Origin of the sequence: Stieleria varia (assembly GCF_038443385.1) — a bacterium.
Taxonomy (GTDB): Bacteria; Planctomycetota; Planctomycetia; order Pirellulales; family Pirellulaceae; genus Stieleria; species Stieleria varia.
The window spans coordinates 1,518,893-1,539,328 of the sequence record NZ_CP151726.1 but is presented as its reverse complement, the minus strand read 5'-3'; the positions used below and the strand labels follow the sequence as shown (position 1 = coordinate 1,539,328).

The 20,436-nt window shown below is 56.3% G+C and carries 12 protein-coding genes; 8 read left to right on the top strand and 4 right to left on the bottom strand.

Going from position 1 to position 20,436, the window contains the following annotated elements; all coding sequences use genetic code 11:
- Positions 1 to 79 precede the first annotated feature (79 nt).
- The 3 genes from Pla52nx_RS05390 (at position 80) to Pla52nx_RS05380 (ending at position 6,803) form a co-directional block, all read left to right on the top strand.
- Positions 80 to 2,746, top strand: a complete 2,667-nt coding sequence (locus tag Pla52nx_RS05390; RefSeq protein ID WP_146519529.1) for a hypothetical protein — start codon at positions 80 to 82, stop codon at positions 2,744 to 2,746.
- Between the two features lie 280 nt (positions 2,747 to 3,026).
- Positions 3,027 to 4,487 (top strand): efflux RND transporter periplasmic adaptor subunit, encoded by a 1,461-nt coding sequence (locus Pla52nx_RS05385; protein WP_146519528.1) that lies wholly within the window; start codon positions 3,027 to 3,029, stop codon positions 4,485 to 4,487.
- Between the two features lie 63 nt (positions 4,488 to 4,550).
- Positions 4,551 to 6,803 (top strand): ABC transporter permease, encoded by a 2,253-nt coding sequence (locus Pla52nx_RS05380; RefSeq protein ID WP_146519527.1) that lies wholly within the window; start codon positions 4,551 to 4,553, stop codon positions 6,801 to 6,803.
- Between the two features lie 366 nt (positions 6,804 to 7,169).
- On the opposite strand, the gene Pla52nx_RS05375 is transcribed toward Pla52nx_RS05380, so the two are convergent.
- The 3 genes from Pla52nx_RS05375 to Pla52nx_RS05365 all read right to left on the bottom strand — a co-directional run bounded on the left by Pla52nx_RS05375 (position 7,170) and on the right by Pla52nx_RS05365 (position 10,486).
- Entirely contained in the window at positions 7,170 to 8,156 is a 987-nt protein-coding gene (locus Pla52nx_RS05375) for an alpha/beta hydrolase (RefSeq protein WP_146519526.1), read from the bottom strand.
- Positions 8,157 to 8,184: 28 nt separating this feature from the next.
- Positions 8,185 to 9,267 (bottom strand): DUF2817 domain-containing protein, encoded by a 1,083-nt coding sequence (locus Pla52nx_RS05370; RefSeq protein WP_197454475.1) that lies wholly within the window; start codon positions 9,265 to 9,267, stop codon positions 8,185 to 8,187.
- Between the two features lie 232 nt (positions 9,268 to 9,499).
- On the bottom strand, positions 9,500 to 10,486 hold the full coding sequence (locus tag Pla52nx_RS05365; protein ID WP_146519524.1) for a M90 family metallopeptidase: 987 nt from the start codon (positions 10,484 to 10,486) through the stop codon (positions 9,500 to 9,502).
- 167 nt (positions 10,487 to 10,653) lie between these two features.
- On the opposite strand from Pla52nx_RS05365, the gene Pla52nx_RS05360 reads away from it, so the two are divergent.
- From Pla52nx_RS05360 to Pla52nx_RS05340, 5 genes are all read left to right on the top strand, one after another.
- On the top strand, positions 10,654 to 11,940 hold the full coding sequence (locus Pla52nx_RS05360) for a hypothetical protein (protein ID WP_146519523.1): 1,287 nt from the start codon (positions 10,654 to 10,656) through the stop codon (positions 11,938 to 11,940).
- A 19-nt stretch (positions 11,941 to 11,959) separates the two neighbouring features.
- Complete coding sequence (locus Pla52nx_RS05355) at positions 11,960 to 14,095, top strand: hypothetical protein (RefSeq protein ID WP_146519522.1); 2,136 nt, start codon at positions 11,960 to 11,962, stop codon at positions 14,093 to 14,095.
- A gap of 8 nt (positions 14,096 to 14,103) precedes the next feature.
- Positions 14,104 to 16,992 (top strand): hypothetical protein, encoded by a 2,889-nt coding sequence (locus tag Pla52nx_RS05350; protein ID WP_146519521.1) that lies wholly within the window; start codon positions 14,104 to 14,106, stop codon positions 16,990 to 16,992.
- Between the two features lie 107 nt (positions 16,993 to 17,099).
- The gene (locus Pla52nx_RS05345; RefSeq protein ID WP_146519520.1) at positions 17,100 to 18,074 is read left to right on the top strand and encodes a DUF4339 domain-containing protein; all 975 of its coding nucleotides are present in this window, start codon (positions 17,100 to 17,102) and stop codon (positions 18,072 to 18,074) included.
- Between the two features lie 69 nt (positions 18,075 to 18,143).
- Positions 18,144 to 19,670 (top strand): PQQ-binding-like beta-propeller repeat protein, encoded by a 1,527-nt coding sequence (locus Pla52nx_RS05340; RefSeq protein ID WP_197454474.1) that lies wholly within the window; start codon positions 18,144 to 18,146, stop codon positions 19,668 to 19,670.
- Positions 19,671 to 19,804: 134 nt separating this feature from the next.
- On the opposite strand, the gene Pla52nx_RS05335 is transcribed toward Pla52nx_RS05340, so the two are convergent.
- Complete coding sequence (locus Pla52nx_RS05335; protein WP_146519518.1) at positions 19,805 to 20,158, bottom strand: hypothetical protein; 354 nt, start codon at positions 20,156 to 20,158, stop codon at positions 19,805 to 19,807.
- Positions 20,159 to 20,436 lie beyond the last annotated feature (278 nt).

Below are 20,436 nucleotides of genomic sequence, written 5' to 3'. Positions count from 1 at the left end.
GAACGAAATGCGATTCTGGTGCGTCGCTGTGCTGTGTTGTCTCACTCTGCTGCCGGCGTGTTCCCGTCGATGGCATCGTATGCAAGCTGACCAGGAAGCAGCCTATCTGGTTGCCGAAAAGGGGGGCTACTTTGACAACGGCTCCGTCCGCGCGAACCCTCTGTCGCGACTGGCCGATCCCAACAGCATTGATTGTCCGCCGATTCCTCCCGACGACCCAAAATCACACGCCTTGATGCACTGCGTCGACGGCAAGTCCGGGTACGACGGGTGGGACAAGTATGGCCGCGTCGGTCACGTCGAGAATCCCGATTGGATACAGGCCTTGCCGATCAACGAACAGGGCGTCGTGGAGTTGACCATGCGCGACGCGGTGCGTGTGGCAAGACTGAATTCGCGCGAGTATCAAACCAATCTGGAGAACCTGTACCTCTCCGCATTGGACGTTTCCTTTCAGCGTTTTCGATTCGACCATCAATTCTTTGCCGGAACGGGACTGCAGCAAGTATTCCGAGGCAGAGACGTCGGCGCGACGAGCCCGTTGGCCGTGAACTCCTTCGCCGGCGCTCAGCGTTTGACCGCGACCGGCGGTGAGATCGTGGTCGGTTTTGCTAACTCGCTGATCTGGGATTTTTGGGGAACGGATTCCGATCTGTTCACTTCGTCGATCGACTTCAGCATCATCCAGCCGCTGCTGCGAAACGGTGGTCGCGCACGCGTGTTGGAACAATTGACCCAAGAAGAAAGAAATCTGCTGGCCAACGTTCGACAAATGGAACAGTTTCGCCAAGGATTCTTTGTCGAAACCGTCAGTGGTCGCGATTCTGGGCCAGGCCCTTCGACGGGCAATAACGTGGGTCAAGCAGGCCTGGGGTTGATTGCCGGTGCGCCCAGCGGTCTTAGCGGGGCACCGTCCGCTGGCGGATACCTGGGGTTGTTACAAGACCAGCAGGAGATTCGTAACCGCGTTGCCAACATCGCGGCGCTTCGCGACAGCCTTGCTCAACTAGAGGCCGCCTTTGACGCCAACCGGATCAACAGTCGATTGCAAGTCGACCAGGCGCGCCAAGCCTTGCTCAACGCGCAGAGCAGTCTGCTGACCGCCAACGCAGCCTATCAGACCCGATTGGACGCATACAAAGTTGCTCTGGGGTTGCCGCCGCAATTGGAACTCGTCGTTCAAGACACGCTTCTCGACGAATTCGTCTTGATCGACCCCGACCTGACAGAAATCCAAAACGAGCTGGAAAATGTCCTGTCGTTGATTCGCATGCAACGGGAAAACCCCCAAACCGAATTGCTCGATCAAGCCCAAGCCAAGCTGCGTGAATTTGCCGACCCGATTCGTGAGCAAATCGAGATCGCTCAAGATGACATGAGTATCCTGGATCGATCCTTGATGCGTCGCGCTCAACAATTGGAACGTGTCCGCGAGAAAGTCGAAAAGATAGGTGCCGATGTCGATCGTCGCGTCTACGACAAGCAACGTCTCGCCGAAAACAACAAGCTGTTGAAGACACGGTTGCCCGACGTCAGCAACGCACTTGCCAGCGTGTTGCAAGAGATCGAGAGCGAGTACGTTCCATCGCCTGCCCAAGTCACCGAAAACGAATTGCCCGAGCCCATCATCGAAGCCGAAGGTGCTGACGGCGAACGTAATGAGAGTGATGCAGTGGACGGCGATCAGATCGACGCAAGCAACGCCCCTGACACTCCGCTGCGAGCACGCTGGAAATCGCTGAGTGGTTTGGCGACAAATCTTTCAGACTTACTGCTAGAACTGTCACTCGTACGCGCCGAAGTGCGATTGCAGGACATCTCGATCGACGACACTGAAATCGAGTCCGACGAAGCGATCGAGATCGCGAGAGTCCATCGACTGGATTGGATGAATGCACGCGCCAATCTCGTCGACGTGTACCGCAAGATTGAGTTCACCGCCGATCAATTGGAAAGCGACTTGGACGTCGTGATCGATGGTCAATTGGGTACCAAGCCGGACAACGTACTAAAATTCGACTCGGATCGCAGTCGTTTGCGATTCGGAATCCAGTTCGACACACCAACCGCCAGGCTTGCTGAACGAAACGACTATCGCGTGGCGTTGTTGAACTACCAGAGAGCCCGACGCGACTACATTCTTTTCTCCGATCGGGTGGCGCAAAGCATCCGCAATACGCTCCGTGTCATCGCCCTGAGCGAGATCAACTTGGAAGTCCGACGGACGGCGGTCCAAGTCGCGATTGCGCAAGTCGACATCGCACGTTTGAAACTCAATCCGCCTCCCAAGGATGCCAGAGTCGGCGGGACTTCACCCACCGCGGCCCGTGACTTGGTCTCCGCTTTGACGGATTTGCTGGACGCGCAAAACGATTTTCTCAATGTTTGGGTGGCAAACAAAGTGCTGCGAATGGTGCTGGATTTCGAAATGGGAACCATGCAGCTCGATCCGGTCGGAATGTGGATCGACCCATCGGGCGAATCGTCGCAGTCGGGCACCGAGTCGGGTACCGAGTCGGGCACCGACTTGATGCTGGAAAACTTGGTTCCGGGTCTCCCGGAAGCAGACGATGGGGACGGGGACGGTGGAGGCACCGACGACGAAGATCTGGCGTTGGACCGGCCCCAGTCGGGGCTCATGGGTGATCTGCGTTCGTTGATCGACGCCCAGAGCGGCCAATTGCCGCAGGAACCGGACTTCTCGCAACTCTTGCGAGACCCTCAGAATCTGCGTGACTCGGACTGAACTCGTCGGATTTTGCCTCGTGATTCGGTATTGTTCGGAGATGACACGGGCCGGCCGGTCGAATAGAATGACGTCGCCTACCTGGAAACATCTGTTTCCCCCCTTTGCCACAACCCCCGTTGGCTCCGAAAAAAATCGACCTCTCCAGGTGCATCCACGATTCAGCCATCGCTGTGATCGCGGGTCAGTCCCAGAGGTCGTCCCGCCATAAATAGAGCGATCACAAGCTCACCCGCCTAACTCAATCGCAAACGGCTTTCCGGCCGGTTTGGATGACGTGATGACGACTCAATCCTTCCCTCAGACTCGAACTCGCCGTATCGATCGTGCGGGTTCGGTATCGTCTACGTTGGTGCTGTGTTGCAGTGTGATCGCGTTCATGGCGGTCGGTGCACAGTTGGCGTTCGGGACTGTCACCGGACTGCTCTCGAGCTTCTTTGCCGAAAAAACAACGCTCGACTTTCTGACAACGCGTCCGGTTCTCGATGCGTTTCACCATGTTGTGCTGGAACGTGGAGAGATCGAGAGTTCCAGCAACGTCGAGGTGCGTTGCGAAGTCAGCTCGCGTGGTTCGGCGGGCATCAACATTCTCCAGATTGTGCCCGAAGGAACTTGGGTCGAGAAAGGTGATTTCTTGGTCCGCTTGGACGATTCCGCATTGCAAACGCAATTGATCCAGCAACAGATCGTCTGCAGCAACAGCGAATCGGCAGTCATCGAAGCCGAAGCGAATCGTGACGCGGCTCGCTTGGCCCTGGAGGAGTACGCCGACGGAACGTACAAGGAACAAGTCGTCCAGCAGGAGAGTGACATCTTCGTCGCCCGCGAGAACCTGCGTCGCGCGGAAGAGTACTTGATCTACAGCAAGCGTTTGGCCCAGCGAGGCTACATCCCCGAAGCGCAATTGGAAGCCGACACGTTTGCTGTCGAGAAAGCACGCAAAGAGTTGACCGTTGCCGAGACCAAGCTTGAGGTGATGCAGACCTACAGTCGCCAAAAGATGCTGACCCAGCTCAATGCGAACATCAAGACCGCCGAGGCTCGATTGGACGCGAGAGAAAAGACTTGGAAGCTCGATAAGCTGCAGCTAGCCGAGATCGAGACACAGATTGCTCACTGCCAGATCGTTGCTCCCACTGCCGGACAAGTCGTTTACGCCAATCGAGCCACGCGTTCCTCAACGACCGTGTTGATCGAAGAAGGCGTTCCGGTGCGTGAACGCCAGGTCATCATCAACTTGCCCGATCCGAGCAAAATGCGTGTGATCGCCAAGGTTCACGAGTCGCGAATTTCACATGTCCGGCCAGGCTTGCGAGCGGAGTTGCTGCTCGATGCGATGCCCGAGGAAGTGCTCGTGGGCAAGGTCACCGAAGTCAGCGAGTATCCGTTGCCCGCCGTCAGCGTGTACATGGATCACGTCAAAGAGTACGAAGTGGCAATCGAGATCGATTCGCCCCCGCGGGACTTGCGCCCCGGGATGACCTCCGAGGTGAAGATTTTGGTGCAGAAGATCGACGAGGCGTTGCAACTGCCGATCGAGTCGGTGATCGAACGCAACGGGCGATTCTTTTGCGGAGTCGCGTCACCTGATGGTTCAGTCGCAACCCGAGAGATCGAGATCGGCGATGCCAACGAGACCGACGTGATCATCTTAAGCGGATTGAGCGACCGTGACGAAGTCATCATGAATCTATCCGAACCAGAGATTCAGGAAGCGTTGGACCTGCCCGTACAGGCTTAGCACCATGTTGATGGAGTGCCCCGCAACGCGTCAGCGGCCGGGCCTTACGCATGGCCTATAACCATGGCCAACAACCATTGCCCGGTCTCATTTGCCCGGTCTCATTTGCCCGGCATTACACCGTCCACTTTCACCGCATCGGGACTGATGTCCGCTACGCTTCCGCCTGCCGAAGAATCCATTCACGACAACACGTCCAATGATGTGGCTTGCTTGGCTCCGACCGCAGTTTCGTCTACGCCCGCTTTGCGGATCCGCGGACTGGAAAAAGCCTACAAGATCGGCTCGGAATCCTTGCAGGTGCTCAAGGGAATCGATCTGGATGTGCCGCGTGGTGATTACGTCGCTATCATGGGCCCCTCAGGCAGCGGCAAAAGCACCCTGTTGAATTTGCTCGGTGGCCTCGATTCACCGACCGGTGGTCACTATTTCATTGGTGACGAAGACGTCGCCAAGCTGAGCGACGATCAGCTGTCCGCGATTCGTGCAAAGCGGATCGGATTCGTCTTTCAAGCGTACAATCTGCTGCCACAATTGGATGTGGTGGAAAACATCGAGGTCCCGCTTGCCTACAACGGCGGCATGTCGCGTGACGACCGCGCCCGCACATTGCAGCTGGTGAATCTGGTCGGTCTGGGTCAACGCAGCGATCACCGGCCGACGGAACTTTCTGGAGGCCAGCAACAACGCGCAGGCATTGCACGCAGCTTGGTCAATAGCCCCGAGTTCATCTTGGCCGACGAAGCCACAGGGAATCTGGATACGACCACGACCGAAGAGATCTTGGAACTCTTTGATCGGCTCAACCGCGACGGTTGCACGATCGTCATGGTTACCCACGAGGAAGAAGTCGCCCAGCGGGCGCGACGGATCGTGCGACTACGTGACGGCGTGATCGAATCGGATCTCCGTCTGCTGCCGCCGAGTCAGCCCAGCGACGAGCAACCGCCTGACTCCGACGTCCACAAAGTCTTGACGACGCCGCGACGGGGCCGCCCATCCACCCTGCGTTTGCGTTTGCGCGACATACGCGTGGGCATGAAGACACTGTTGATGCATCCACTGCGATCGATGTTGACCGTGCTGGGTATCTTCATCGGTGTGGCCAGCGTGATCTGGTTGCTGGCGATCAGCGAAGGCATCGCGGCCAAAGCGAACCAGCAGATCGAAGAACTCGGCGCCAACAACATCATCCTGACCACTTCACGGCCCTCGGGCGATCAGCTTCAAGGCCGCAAGGTTTACTACTACGGTCTTACCGAAGAAGACTGTTATCACCTCAGAGAAACCATTCCGTCGGTTTCCATGGTGATTCCGCTGTATCGTCGAACCGGACGAGAGTTTCGCTACCTGGATCGCAAGGTGGAAGGCGAGATCAACGCGTGCACGCCTGAATACAAAGACTTGTATTCGCTGAAGATGGTCGATGGCCGTTTTCTATTGCCCAGCGACGGAGCGAAACGTGCCAACGTTTGTGTGCTGGATCAAACGGTAGCGAGAGAGTTGTTTCGACACGTGGACCCGATCGGCAAGTCGATCCATGTCATCGATGACTTTTTCAAAGTCGTCGGTGTCGTCGCCACACGTGCGGAGCTGGAACAAGTCAAAGGCACGACCAGTGGCCAGGATTTTTCAGACAATGTCTACATCCCATTGGAAACGTATTGGACCCGATTCGGCGAAACCTATTCAACGGGTAACAACGGCGGTCGGGCGGTTTCCCAAATCGTGCTCAGGCTCAAGGACCAGGACGAAGCGATCACGACGGGGCAAGCGATCAAGCAGGCACTGGATCGAACGCATATGTTCGAAGACTACATGATCGGCGTTCCACTGGAACTGCTACAGCAAGCCCGCAACACAAGACTGATGTTCATGGCGATGATGGCGTTGCTGGCCAGCATCTCGCTGCTGGTCGGCGGTATCGGCATCATGAACATCATGCTGGCGACGGTGACCGAACGAACTCGTGAGATCGGAATTCGCCGAGCGCTTGGTGCCCGAAAACGCGACGTGACGCGTCAGTTCTTGATCGAAACGGTCTTGCTCTCCGTAGGCGGCGGTATCACCGGAATTCTGGGTGGATTGACTTGCAACAAGATGCTGCAGGGCATCCGCTGGGTCGTCACGCAGTCGTTCCCCGAGATGATGAAATCGCTGCCCGACACCGTCCAATCGATGGAACCGGTCATCTTGCCATGGTCGATCCCGGTCGCATTTGGGATCAGCGTGACCGTCGGGGTCATCTTCGGCATCTACCCCGCGATCCGTGCCGCTGCCATGAACCCCATCGAAGCCCTCCGCCACGTCGGCTGATGGACAATCCGGGCTAGCGCTGGGCTGATCAACGTTTGGTGTTGTGTCTTTTTGGGTTTGCGCAAGTTTATGTCCCTACTGCCGGCGCAGCTGGTGGCCCCAGTGAGCCTCAGGCGCTAGCCGTGGGCCTGAGGCGGATTGTGGTGCCGGCCCACGGCTAGCGCCTGAGGCTCACTTTGATTGCGATGCATGGAACAAAAACATGGACTGAAAAAACAATGTCAACTCCAAATTTTGAACAGCCCGGGCTATCCCCGTCGGCTCAACGAACCGAGAACGTATGACGCTACCAAACGCAATGCGCCGCAACGCGTAAGCGTCCAGTTCAGTGCAGACGTTGCACTGCATTTCGCGAACTCACCTCGCTTACCGGGACTCTTTCAGCGTAGCGATCAAGTACTCCGTTGGCGTCTGGTACTGCACGTTCTTCGCCCCGGGATAGACCAGTTGGCACTCCACTCCGATCTCCTCGCAATGCTCCTGCAGCTTGACGCCGAAGTTGCTGGTGTGCGTGGGGTCTTTTTGATTTTGCCCCAACGCGGGCGGGGCTGAGTAGATCAAGTATACCGGTGGGTCGTCCTTGCTGACCAATGCGTAGGGTGAATACTCGGCGATCCATGGCTCAATGGAGTCTCGCTTGGCCAGGAAATCAGCGAAGTTTTTCAGTCCAAATGCGTGGCCACCGTAGCGACTGTTGGGTGTCCAATCCTTCATTTGCTTGGGGTCCAAACTGGTTTGTGCACCGGTGACCGCGGCACACCAGAGGCGAGTGGATTCACGCGTGAGGACATCGTCGCTTTCGGGCGCGGCCAAGTCATCGTGATACGCGAGCCATAGGCTGGAACATGCGCCCGCCGATCCGCCAGCGGCTCCGATGCGTTCTTTGTCGATGTTCCACTCGGCCGCTTTGGAACGGACGAACTGCAAGGCTCGTGCCGCATCGTGCAGTGGCGCTTGCACCGGAGGTTCCAAACCATCGGCTTGACTGACGTATCGATAGTTCAGCGACGTGACCGAAATGCCAGCTTCCAACAGTTTTGCAACATCAGCAAAACGCTGTGCACGCTCCTTGGAACCACCCGTCCATCCGCCGCCATGAATGATGAATACCAATGGGGTTGGCTGATCCGACTCTGCTTTCCAAAAGTCGATGACGTTGCGGTCGTGCTCTGCGTATTGGACGTCAGAGAAAGTGGGTTTGGGAACTGACGCGTCGTAGACATCCGGTTTCTTTGTCGGCTTGGCGGCTCGCTTGGGAGTGGCATCCTGTGCTCCGGCGGACATGTTGCCCAAAAGGGCCACCAAAAGGAATGCACAGCCGGTCGCGATTGCGAAGCGAGATTGAGGTTTCATGTTCAATTGATTGATTGATGAGGGGAATCTATCCAGTGGGACGCAGTATACCCAGTGTTGCTTGGTCGATGATGGCGAGTGACGATTTGACGACACATTCACGCCACGAGGGGGCGCGAGGGCAAAAGCATTCCAACAGTTCTTGTTTGGCTCTGTGGTAGCTCGGGCTGTCGACGATCCCGTGATGATGGGCACGGTTCTCAGCTCGCAAAGCAGCAAGAACCCGGATCACATTGTGCGTTCCAAACTCGACGGTCGTGGATCGATACTCACGATGCCTGAAACGACTCTGCATCCATTGCTCCAAGGTCCCGGATGCGACGTAGGCCGTTGGATTGGTGCGGTCGGACAACTCCACGGCGGTGGCCCCGAACGTGGATTCATACCAACCATCGTGGTCAGCCGACGCTTCCGGGCCAACGAGCAGCTTGTACTCTCCGTGCTTTCCCAACCCGGTGTGGAAATCGAGATGAATGATCCTTTGCGAGTCACTGATCCATTGTTCGCAATGTTGCGAAATGGTACGCATGGACCAGCTCGGTTCGCTGCCACCAAAAAAGATACCGCGTGGGTACTCGTACTGTCCGCCGGCAATCGCTTCCTTGAGCGTCTGCATCCCATGTCGCCAAATCTTGCCAGCGGCACGTAGATGAAACGGTTCCATGCGAGACGGAGGTGACTCGGGATTGAGAAATTCATTCAGGCGGACATATCCATCGGGTGCTCCTTGGTAGTCCGACGCGTTGTTCAGAAAATTTCGATTCAAATCGACGTTGTCTTCGTTGAAACGACGGAGCTTTGCGAACCCAAATGGATTCACCGCATGGATAAAAACATGACGGACCTTTGCCCTGCCCGCGCTAGACTTCAATTGACCGAGCAAAGCGAGTTGGACAGCGGAGCCAACGAATCCTTCTACGCCATGGACGCCTGACGACGTCACAACCGTCGGCAAATGCGAGTCACCCAGGACGGCGACGTCCATCGACCATTCTTCGCCAGAAGACGCTTCCATCGGGTAGCAATGCAACGCCGCGCCGGCGTCCGACGCAGCTTCACGAAATCGCTTTCGCGCGGTTGAATACGAATCGGAAAAAAAGGTGTCATTCACGATAGTCCTGGACTGTCAGTAGGTTGGAGTTGACCCTGTCATTCGATCCACTTTTCTTGTCGCACCTGTCACCTCCCCCAAAAAACTTGGGGGAGGTCGAGCAGAGCCGTCCAGGCGAATGCGAGGGAGGGGGACCGTGCGCGCTGGATGACCGTGTGAGTTTGGCTTGCGCGGAATGGCAAGAAAACGGTTTACGCATATCAGCCGTCACGCGATAGAGAGCGTCCGGCACTCACGCACCTTGCCTTGACTTCCGCAAGCAGCAATGTTTGAACTTGTCTCCGCTGCCACAGGGGCAAGGCGAATTTCGACCGACCCGTCGTGGACGGTGAATGATTCCGCTCAACAGCGACTTGGTGTTTTGGCGGTACATCGATTGCATCATCTGATAGAGCTGAGGATTCTTCTTCGCCAATACCTCGGGCGCTTCGAAAAAGTACTCCGTCAGGACCGCAAAGTACTCTGCTTCGTTGGTGTAGGCGTAGTCATCGATGTGGTGACGCCCCCGACTTGTGCTCTTGAGTTCTTCACCGACCCATTGAACCCAAGGTGCAGCGGTGGGTTGATCGATGCCGATCGGCAATCCGTCCACGCTGCCGTCGGCTTTGTCGACCAGATGAGCAAACTCGTGGATGCCGACATTGCGTTTGTCCTCTGGATTAGCAAAACCGGAGATCAGGTCCGGTTGTGACAAGATCATGACGCCGCTGAGGTGACCTGTCCCCACCATGCCCAAGATGTGCCGATCGCCCGAAGCATTCTGGTACTGCTCATCAAAACCGTCCGGATAAATCAGGACTTCGCCGAGACCATTGTACTCCCAGTCGTCGAATCCCAGAATCGGGATCACCGCGCTGGCAGCGACCAGGACTCGGGTACGGTCGTCGACGGTGGTGCGGATTCCGGTGATCCGAACTTCGTCCAAAAAGACTTTGACAAGATTTCGGAACCGTTCGCGTTGGGGTTCGTCCAACGCACGAAAGAAAGCCACATCGCTCAGCAACGTCGCTTCCCAGGCCTCGGGAAATGCACCCCGAATCACTCGTAGTCGTCGTGTCGAGCGTCGTCGCAGCAGGAAATACATGCCCAGCACGATCGGCAAGCCAATCAGAAAGATCGGCCGAATCAACGCGAGGCAAGCGATCAAGGCTGCGCAAAGAGCACAAATCCCCAAAGCCCAGCGACGATTGACGCGATCGGATTGTGGATCAACCAACAAGGGCGACGTTCCTTTCTGTAGAGTGTAAAAAACGAGATATCGGATGCTTTTCTCGACCAGATTATTCGTCTATTCGAGTGGTGAAGGCTTGTGCAGCCTTGATACAATGGGGCGAGTTCCCCCCCAAGGAGCTTTTGTGTTGTTTTTGAGCCATTCTTGGATAAGGCATGTCAGCGTCGCTCACCCTCCTTTCAAAAGTGCTATGTCCGCATTGTTGGCATCCGTTCGCCCCTGAGGAGACGGTCTGGATATCGGAGCATCCGGATTTGGTCGGTGACCCCAAGTTGGGGTTTGACCATGCCAAGCGATTCTTGCCAAGTCGTTTCACGGCTCGTGGGGATGCGATCGACGAAATGGGCGAGCCGGCGACCCGCATGGCCTGTCCGCGTTGCCACCTGCCCGTTCCACGAACGTTGTATCAAGTTCCCAGCTTGATGTTTTCGATTCTTGGTGCCCCGGCATGCGGTAAGAGCTATTTTCTCGCATCGATGACCTGGCAGTTGCGTCAGATCCTGCCTCGCAAATTCGGGGTATCGCTCAACGACGCGGACGCCGAGATCAATGGCCGGATTCATGAATACGAAGAACTGCACTTCATGAACCCCGATCCGGACACTCCGGTCGCGATCGCCAAGACGGAGGAACAAGGCGACTTGTACGATACCGTCGACATGGGCAAGCACACGGTGACTTTACCGCGACCGTTCATGTTCAATTTGCAGCCCCTGGCATCACACCCCAATTTTGGACGCCATCAAACCGCGTCACGCGTGGTGTGTCTGTACGACAACGCCGGCGAAAGCTTCTTTCCTGGCGCCGACACCACGATGAGTCCCGTGACGCGTCACTTGGCCTACTCGAAATGTCTTTTCTTTTGTTTTGACCCGACCCAGGACCCTCGATTCCGGCAGGCTTGCGAAGGACGGACGGACGACCCACAGATGGTCCGTCGGGCATCGCGGCTCCATCGCGAAACCAGTGTCCGACAGGACACGATTCTGCTTGAGGCGATCCAGCGTGTTCGACGTCACGCGGGACTGCGTGATGATGAGATACAAGACCGACCACTTGTCATCATCGTCACCAAGTGGGACGCGTGGGAATCGTTGCTGCCCGGACTCTCTCACGACGATCCTTACGTCAAGGTGCCCGGATCGCCTCTCTGCTTGCTGGATCGACAACGAATCCTGACCACGTCGGATGCGGTCGGCGAAATGCTCTCTGAAATCTGCCCTGAGGTTGTGGCAGCGGCGCAGGGCTTTTCCACCAACATCACGTTCATCCCGGTCAGCGCCACGGGCAAATCACCTGAGTTGGATCCCGAGAGTGGAGCGTTGGGAATTCGTCCTCGCGACATGGCACCCTATTGGGTAGAAGTCCCCATGATGATGGCGCTTGCGAACTGGGCAGGCAGTTTGATCAGTGCAGCTGAAACCCGGCCACCTAATTCATGAGGTGTGACTCCCGTTGCCCATGAGTATTGAGCTGCTCTACACATCCGCACCCAAAGGCCTGAAGCAGGGCAGTCGTGGTTTCTGCACAGTGTTGTCCACTGCGCGGACCCCAATCAACATTGCTTCACGGCTGGAGTCGCTTTCAGGGTACCGCCAGCTCTATCCACCGGAGAATCCACTCGCCAGCCAAAATCCCATCGCTTACTCCCACTATCGTATTGTCGTCGCTGGAAAAACGCTTTCGGTGCTTTCTCGCATCACCGCGTACGGCTCGGACTACACCGGCCGAACCAACAAGATCGCTCACCACGTCGTTCCCGATCCTGCCGAACAGGTCGCGGCCGGGCCCGCTTGGGTGATGATGCAACCTACCGTGATGCGAACAAGCTGGTCCGGGCAATGCGAGACTCCCGAACGAGGCCCGGTGATTCCATCAGAAAACTTAGAACCGGGACTCTGTAATGCTTGGCAGAGCGTGGCCGGAGACGCCGGGTGGGGAGCCGTCGTCGCCGATATCTTGATGCCGTCTCACCGTCCACCGACATGGCTGATCTATCGTAACGATCAACAAAGTCTGATTTTGCCTTTGATCAATGAGGCGATCTCGCTGTTGCCCGTCGACCAACGCTGGACGGCAACGTTTAGCACCTATGCGACCAACGTCCCCCCGGACGTGGATTGCAAATTGAGATGCGTGCTGGAGGGAACCGAGGAAGCACGTTTTGCCTCGGTGAAATCGAACGTCATCGACATGACCAAACCGATGTCGCTGCCTACCGAAAATGAGCTGACGCAACAGGCACGTGGGATCGCGCCTCCGCCGATGCAGCTACCCGAGCCGACGCATCAAACAGAAGCTACCGACGACGAAGCCCACCAGCCAAAACAGTTGGTCACCGAAATTGACCTAAGCCAAGAACCAGACTTCTTGCCTCCACAGGGATGGAATCCGTCACACGAAAATCGGCAATCCTCCGACCTTCAGCCCCCACCGCTGCAACCGCCGACGCTGCCATCGGCGGCCAATCCATCCAAAAAGCATATCTTGCTGCCGGTGCTTGCCATGCTGTTTCTGGCTATCGTGGGAGTTTCGACATGGTTGATCGCTGAACGGATCTCGGGGCCCAAACAAAGCATTCCATCAGCGGCGCTGCCGTCGAGGCTCGACGGAAATCCTGGCGATGCTGACGCGGACACCAACGCTGCCGATGCTCACCTGGCCGGAAACCAACCGGCCAGCGACGATACCAACGGGGCATCAATGTCGAATACCGACGACGACGCCATGTCATCCGAGTTCAACGGCCAGGAGACCGTTGTTGCCAGCGAGCCTCGACCGATCACCATGGTCTTACGCTACAACCCACGGCAACTGCGGGATGCCATTGAGGCAGTGGACGCTGGGACGAAACCGATCTTTGACCACTTGAATGCCATCGGTTCCATCTCTGCACAGTTGACGAAGATGCCTGCCGCAGTGGGATGGCGAGAAAACCCCAATCCCTTGTTGGCAGCCGAGCAGATTGAGATCCCGGATACTGATCTTTCGATCTCCCCCCGCAAAGCGGTCGTGCGGCGAGTCGATGACCTGCCGTCATTTTCCGGTGCCGAGCTGTTGAGCTTCATTGATGAAACATCGCGTGAATTGATACTGTCCATTTCAATCGATCCATCACGCAAGCAGTCTGTCTTCGCTGATCACGTTGCAGCGATGAATTCCATGGCACAAGCCATCCACGACTTGCGTTATCAGACCGATCAAATCGCGGACAAAGAATCTTTCTTGCCCACCACCACGCGTCAACGAGTGACCCGATTCGTCAAGCGGATTCCGGTCAACGAATCCGAGTTGATCCGCGGCGTGATGCCGATCGATAACTCACCGACACTGTGGCAGTATGCGACGGAACTGCATTCCGAGATCGAATTGATCTCTGGAAAAGGAGGGCCTAGCACATGGGACGACACACAGCGTGCAGCCTTGCTGGCGATCAAAGCATCACTGGATGAGATCGCACAGTCCTATGAATCATTTCGCATCTCGCTCGAGACACTACAAAAGGGGCAACGGCTTCACGTCCCCGATATGTTTTTTTATGACGCCGATCAAAAGCTGACGGCGGCGTTAGATATTCGTTTGATCGTTTCCTGGTAACGTCCATCATGCCTAGTACCGTTGATTTAATCCGTCGCGCGCTGGAAAAAAAGTTCGGCATCTCCGAAGACGAGATGAGACCGCTCGCTGAAAAATTCGGCCTTGAAGTCGAGAAGGTGAACAAGCGATTGGACGAAGCAGTGGATCTGCTGCGAAAAGGCTTGCGAAGCGAAGCCATCCAGTCGATCAGCCGAGTCCCCAACGCGATGCAAGCGGCTGCGGAACTGGAGTTCCCCGAAGTCGACGAGTGGCACGAGATCCTGCAGTTCATGGGAATCCCCATTCCCACGACTCTCAACGAAGATTCCGTCAGTCAGATCAACGAAGCCATCGTCGAGAGCTTGCCGTTGGATGCACTGATGAAACGGCATCGACAACTCGCCATCGCAAAGGCACCGTTGGCCGGACGGCTCAAGGTGCTGCGGCAGATCGGTCGACGCGATGCCGCTAATCCAGTCTGGGCGGAGGACATCGAAGATTGGGAGAAAGACCGTCTACGCGAAATCGATCAAGAACTCGATCAGGCCATCGCGTCCGAAGACATCCGCACCGTCTGTGCGTTGCACACCGAACTGACCGGACAAAAATGGATCAGCACTCCCCCGGCACGTTTGGTCGAACAAGCAAGTTTTGTCGCCGAAGGACATTATCAGCAAGTCAGGGAAAACGAGCTAAAGAAAATCGTCGCCAAGATGCAGTCCGCTTTCGAATCGGCTGATGAAGCGCAAACGCGAAAGCTGGTCTCGCTGTGGCAATCACGTACCAAAGAGCTGAAGCAACCCGTCGCTTTCGAACTGGAACGCAGGGTCAAGCCCATCATTGCTTGGCTCAACGAAATGGGACGCAAGGCCGCGGTGTCAAGTCAGCGAACCTCCGCGATCGCGCATCTGCAAACCTTGATGAACTCGGCAGCATCGCTGAATGAAATACGTGCCGCCCATGAAAAGGCTACACAGTTCGACGAGCCCATGCCCGAGGACGTCTCTGAGCAATACCGCAAGCTGATCCAGTCCGACCAATCGAAAAAGAAACTCAAGTCAGGCCTGATTTTTGGCGGAGCCGGAGCAGCGGTGCTGGCCATCGTGGTTGCCGTGGTGACACTGATGTCGTCCGGCAAGCAACAGGAACGGCTCGAGACCGCGCAAAGCCAACTCCAAAGCCTCGTCCTGGACGAAAACTGGCAGCAAGCCCAGTCGTTTTACGAAAGGCAGATCAAGCCCAATGCCGACTTGGCGGCCGATCCGACGATCGAATCGTTGTACCTCAAAGTCGAAGGGGCGATGAATGTCGAGAAAGAACGCGCGGCCCAGTTTCGAAAATTCCTGGAGCAAGCCGACGCGGAAGATCCGGCGCTCATCGATGGCGACTTGCTGCGTCGCGCAGAGAAAATCGCTCTGACCGATGACGAATTGGCGGCCGTCGAAAAAATGATGCAACGCAAGAACCAATTCAATCAAACGTCGGCCAGCAAGATCACCGAACAGGCGATGAAAGAATTGAACGCCTATCAATCGGAGTTGGTCGCTTTCACCAATCGCCCTGCCGACGAGGCGACCCGCCAATCGGTGGAGGGCCTCTACAGTCGACTGCAAACGCTGCCCAAGAAATATGCCGGAGCCACGCCAGAATTCGACAAAAAATACCAGGAGTTGAAGGCCCAAACCTCTGCCACGCTGCGAAACATTCAGCAGCAAATGGGCCAGTCCGACGAATACCAACGCGACTCAAAACAGTTCGCGACATCGCGAACACTGGAAGAGTATCGAGATGCGTTGGAGGCGATCTCCAACAAAGCGACCGAAATCGGTTTGCCGCAAGAGCTGAAGGATTCCCTGCAGGAATCGGCTCACTGGGACGCCGTGGCATTGACCAATCAATGGCTGCAAGAAATCAAGAGCGCCGTGAGCAATGGAGTGTCTCCGGCCGAAGCTCGGGATTTGCTCTCCAAGCAAAAGTCGCTGGCAACGAAGGTCAACAAGAACCCCATCTTGCTGAGGATGTCCGCTGAAAAAGAACAACTCCAGGAGGCATCGGGTCGGGATGCGCTGTTGGATTCCATGTTTGATCGGCTGAAAAAACACACGTTGAGCGATCTGATCGAACTGCGTGTGAGTGAGCCGCTCAATGGAAATGTGGAGCAACGATACTTCGTCAACTCAACATTTATCTCTGAAAACCGCGATCGACTCACTGCATCCGGACGAGTCGGTTTTCCCGTGGTCGACAGCGTTTTGGGGGCGGTTCGAAACCGATCTTTCGAAGGAACCTTTTCCGTCACCGACGAACCGCAGGCAACCATGCGTTGGCTGGAGCAGCAAGGAAAAGAACTGCGTGTCGAGTTTTTGCAAGACTGGGAAAAAACGTTCGTGACCCTCATCGCCAATGTCGTCAAACGCGACAAGCTCGATGGACTGGTCAAAGAAGTCCTGGTGTCGATGCTGATTGATGAAGCGGCAGCGGGAAGCGAAGTCCTGGAAGAGGCGACGCGTGGAACGAGAGACGAATTGAAATTGCGTCGTTCAAAACGCGACAATTGGTTTGCCGCGCGACCACCGGATTCCAGCTTGTCCGCAGACGTCCGCGGCTTGGCCAGTTCCGAATTGATGAGCGTCTACGCGGGCAGCGAAGAGCGTTGGAAATCACTGCTCTCATTCGCGGAGAACCCGTATCAGTGGATCGGTATGTTGGTCCGTGTGCCTGACGGTCCGGTCAGGCTGCTGGCACGCGACCAGTTGCCCGGCTCCGACGGAGACCTGTTGATCGCGGTGGAATCCCCCGCGGACGCGTCCAAGACGGATTTCGTGAGAATCGGTCGACTGGAGCAAGGAGATGCAAAACTGGAGCCCGCTCGCAGTAACCTTGTCCCCGGACGTCCCGTGTTTTTTCTCGCTGACTAAACGATTCACAAGCGTTGGTCCATCAGCGGTCCACTCACTCAAACCTAATACCTGTCGGCGTGCTGATACGGCTCGCGTGTTGATCGAAAGCGAACTTGGTGAATGCCATGGCTGATATAGAGCGTGTTTACGTACGATTTCGAGGCCGGACTCTGGGGCCTCTGACGCCCGACAAGGTCAAGGATTTGATCCGCCGAGGTCAAGTCACACGACTGCACGAGCTTTCCGGCGATGGGATCACATGGGTGACGGCTGAGGAATTCGGTGACTTCTTTCCACGCGCCGCACCGACAGGTTTCGGCGGAATGATGGGCGGTGGGGCGATGGGCGGCGGCATGATGGGTGGCGGCATGCCACAGCCCGGCATGGCGGGGAACATGCCAGCGATGCCCGGCCAGAACCCCATGCCGCCTGGACAGGCGATGCCACAGCCCGGCGGTGCCGGCGGCGGTTCGCCAGCCAACACGCAGGCGCAATGGTTTGCCCATGTCAAAGACGAGAATCAGGGTCCCATTTCGTACGATCAGATGCAGTTGTGGGCGCACGCCAAAGTGCTCAAGCCGGACTCACTGGTTTGGAATTCCAACATGGAAAGCTGGGAACCGGCGAAGAAGATTCTGCCGGAGCTTTTCCAGAGCCTTGGATCGTCCTCTTCGGATTCCGACGAGGCTCCTGAAACGGAAATGACGCGTATCGCACTGGAACTGAGCCGAAATACAACGTGGCTGATGGTCGGTGCGATCGCCTTGATCGTCGTGGCAACCGTCCTGTTGATCGGCAGCATCTTGCCAATCGCGACGTCCGCCGCCACGCCCGAAACCATTGTTTATCTTAAGGCCCTGCTTGGCTTTTCGCTCGTCGGAATCTTGATCGCCGCGGCAGTTACAATGTTGATCTACACGGGCAAAGTCAAAGAGTTGATCGCTGAACCGAACCTACCGCTCACGCTTTTTGCCGCAAAGGCGCTCAGCAACGTTTGGGCCGCAATCGGATTGACTGCGATCATCTGGGTGGTCTTGTTCCTGGTCCTGCTGCTGTCCTGTGCAGCGATGGGATTGCCGCTGCAAAAACTGCTCTATTGAAAATGATGGTCCATTGAACCCGGGGCACTGAGATCCCTGATGTTGGTAAACCCTATGAATGCTCAAACGATGATTCGATTTGTACAGTTTCGATTTGTACAATTTCGATTTGTACAATGCAGCGTATTGCTGGCGATGATTGCGATCGCCTTGCCATGCCAGCACCACTTGTCCGCACAGGACGCCGTCAACACAGGCCGCTTTTGGACGACCAAATCAGGCATCCGGTCCAAGGTCCTGCTGGTCCTGATCGACCAGACGGACGACGCGGTCAAGCTGCGCCGACAAGACAACGGCCAAGTAGTGACCATGAAACGTGAGCAACTCAGTGATGCCGATCTCCGGTATCTGGACACCATCACGGCCAAGTCCGAGCAAATGTCCGCTGCGGAAGTTGCAAGACCTGATTCGAGCTTGACGACAGACTGGCCGCAATGGCGAGGTGCCAATCGAGATGGAATTTCGCCCGAGACCGGATTGCTGAAACAATGGCCATCCGGCGGCCCCGAACGAGTTTGGACCGTCAGCGGAATCGGGGAAGGCTATTCCACGCCCACCGTCGTGGGCGATCGTGTCTATGTCTTGGGCACAGAGGGTGACTCGGAACAATTGATCGCGTTGGAGCAAAGCACGGGAGAGCGAGTCCGGTCGATGAGGCTGGGCTCTGTCGCCGGTGGCGGAGGCTACAGGGGGCCGCGAAGTTCGCCCACCGTGGACGGCAACCAAATCTTTGCGCTCGGCAGCGACGGAACACTAGCGTGTTTTAGTCGGGCCGACGGCGAGCTTGTCTGGCAAAAGAACCTGAAAACGGACTTCAACGGACAAGAAGGCGACTGGTCCTACGCTGAATCCCCGCTGGTCGACGGTGAGAAAGTCATCTGCACGCCCGGTGGCGATCGAGCGACCATGGTGGCGTTGAATCGAAATACCGGTGCGATGATCTGGAGTGGTTCGGCTGCTGAGTTGCCCGGCAACTATTCGACCGCCGGCTATGCATCTGCGATCAAGGCCTCTCTCGCCGGACAACCGCAATACCTGACCTTTCTCAACGGCGGCGTCGTCGGTTTTTCGGCCAAAGACGGCAAGCCACTGTGGCACTACGATTCCGCCGCCAACGTCACGGCCAACTGCAGCACGCCGGTGACGCAAGGAGACTTTGTTTTCGCCGCGAGCGGTTACGGCACCGGCGGAGGCAAGGCCAGGATCTCTCGTCGTGGCACTATCTGGGCGGTGGAAGAAGCGTATTTTGTCACGAAGATGCAGAATCATCACGGCGGCTTTGTGCTGGTCGATGGCCATCTCTATGGAACCAACGACAGCGTCTTGCTGTGCATCAATTGGGAAACCGGCGATATCGCTTGGCAAGACAGATGCGTGGGCAAAGGCTCGATCGCCTACGCCGACGGCCACCTCTACGTGCGCGGAGAGAACGGCGAAGTGGCATTGGTCGTGGCCTCGCCGGATGGCTATCAGGAAGTCGGTCGCTTTGACCAACCGGACCGCAGCGACAAGAATGCATGGCCGCATCCCGTGATTGCAGCAGGCAAGCTCTATTTGCACGATTGGGATCGAATCTTTTGCTACAGCATCCGGTAAGGAGCGACAGTCCTTTTATTGTCGCACCTCGCAATGGGATTCGCCAGAATTCCTTTCGGACAGAATTTTTGGCGAAATCCACTACGCCCTTGATTGATGAGGCGTCCCTAAGCCTTGATCCGATCATTGACGATTCAGTACCAAAGGTCAAACTGCGGATCGCCCACCCAATACGCCAAGACGACGAAATGATGGATCAGATCGCTGAGTATCAGTGATGCCCCAACGATCAACAGATAGCGTGCGATCTTGGGATAGCGATGGATCGTCGGGATGACCAACAACACAATGGCTGCACCGATGTAACTGTGATGAATTCGTAGCCCCATCGTCAACCGACCGATCGTCGAGGCAGTATCCCTGGTCGACTCCAGTTTCAGCCCAAAACGTAACAAACAGGTGAACGCTTCGATCAGCAGCGTGCCAACGATGATTCCGGGCCAAATTCTCGGTTCATTCGCTTCATTCGGTCTGTTCGGTTCATTCATCAGATGTTTTCATGTGGTCTGTGACGCATAAAATTAGCCGTAGCAACCCACTAGCCCGGATGATTCATCACCCGACGCGTAAGCGAGGGATACTCGGTAAATCCCTCGCTTACGCGTCGGGTTATGAAAAACAATCTGCATTTCCCAACGATGCAACAACTCATTGTCAAGAATCTGTTTGCGCTAAAATCAATCATCCGCATGAATCACTACAGTCTGTGCATATCAGCCGCCACGCGATAGCGTCCGGTTCTTACGCCTATACTCGTGAACCGGAC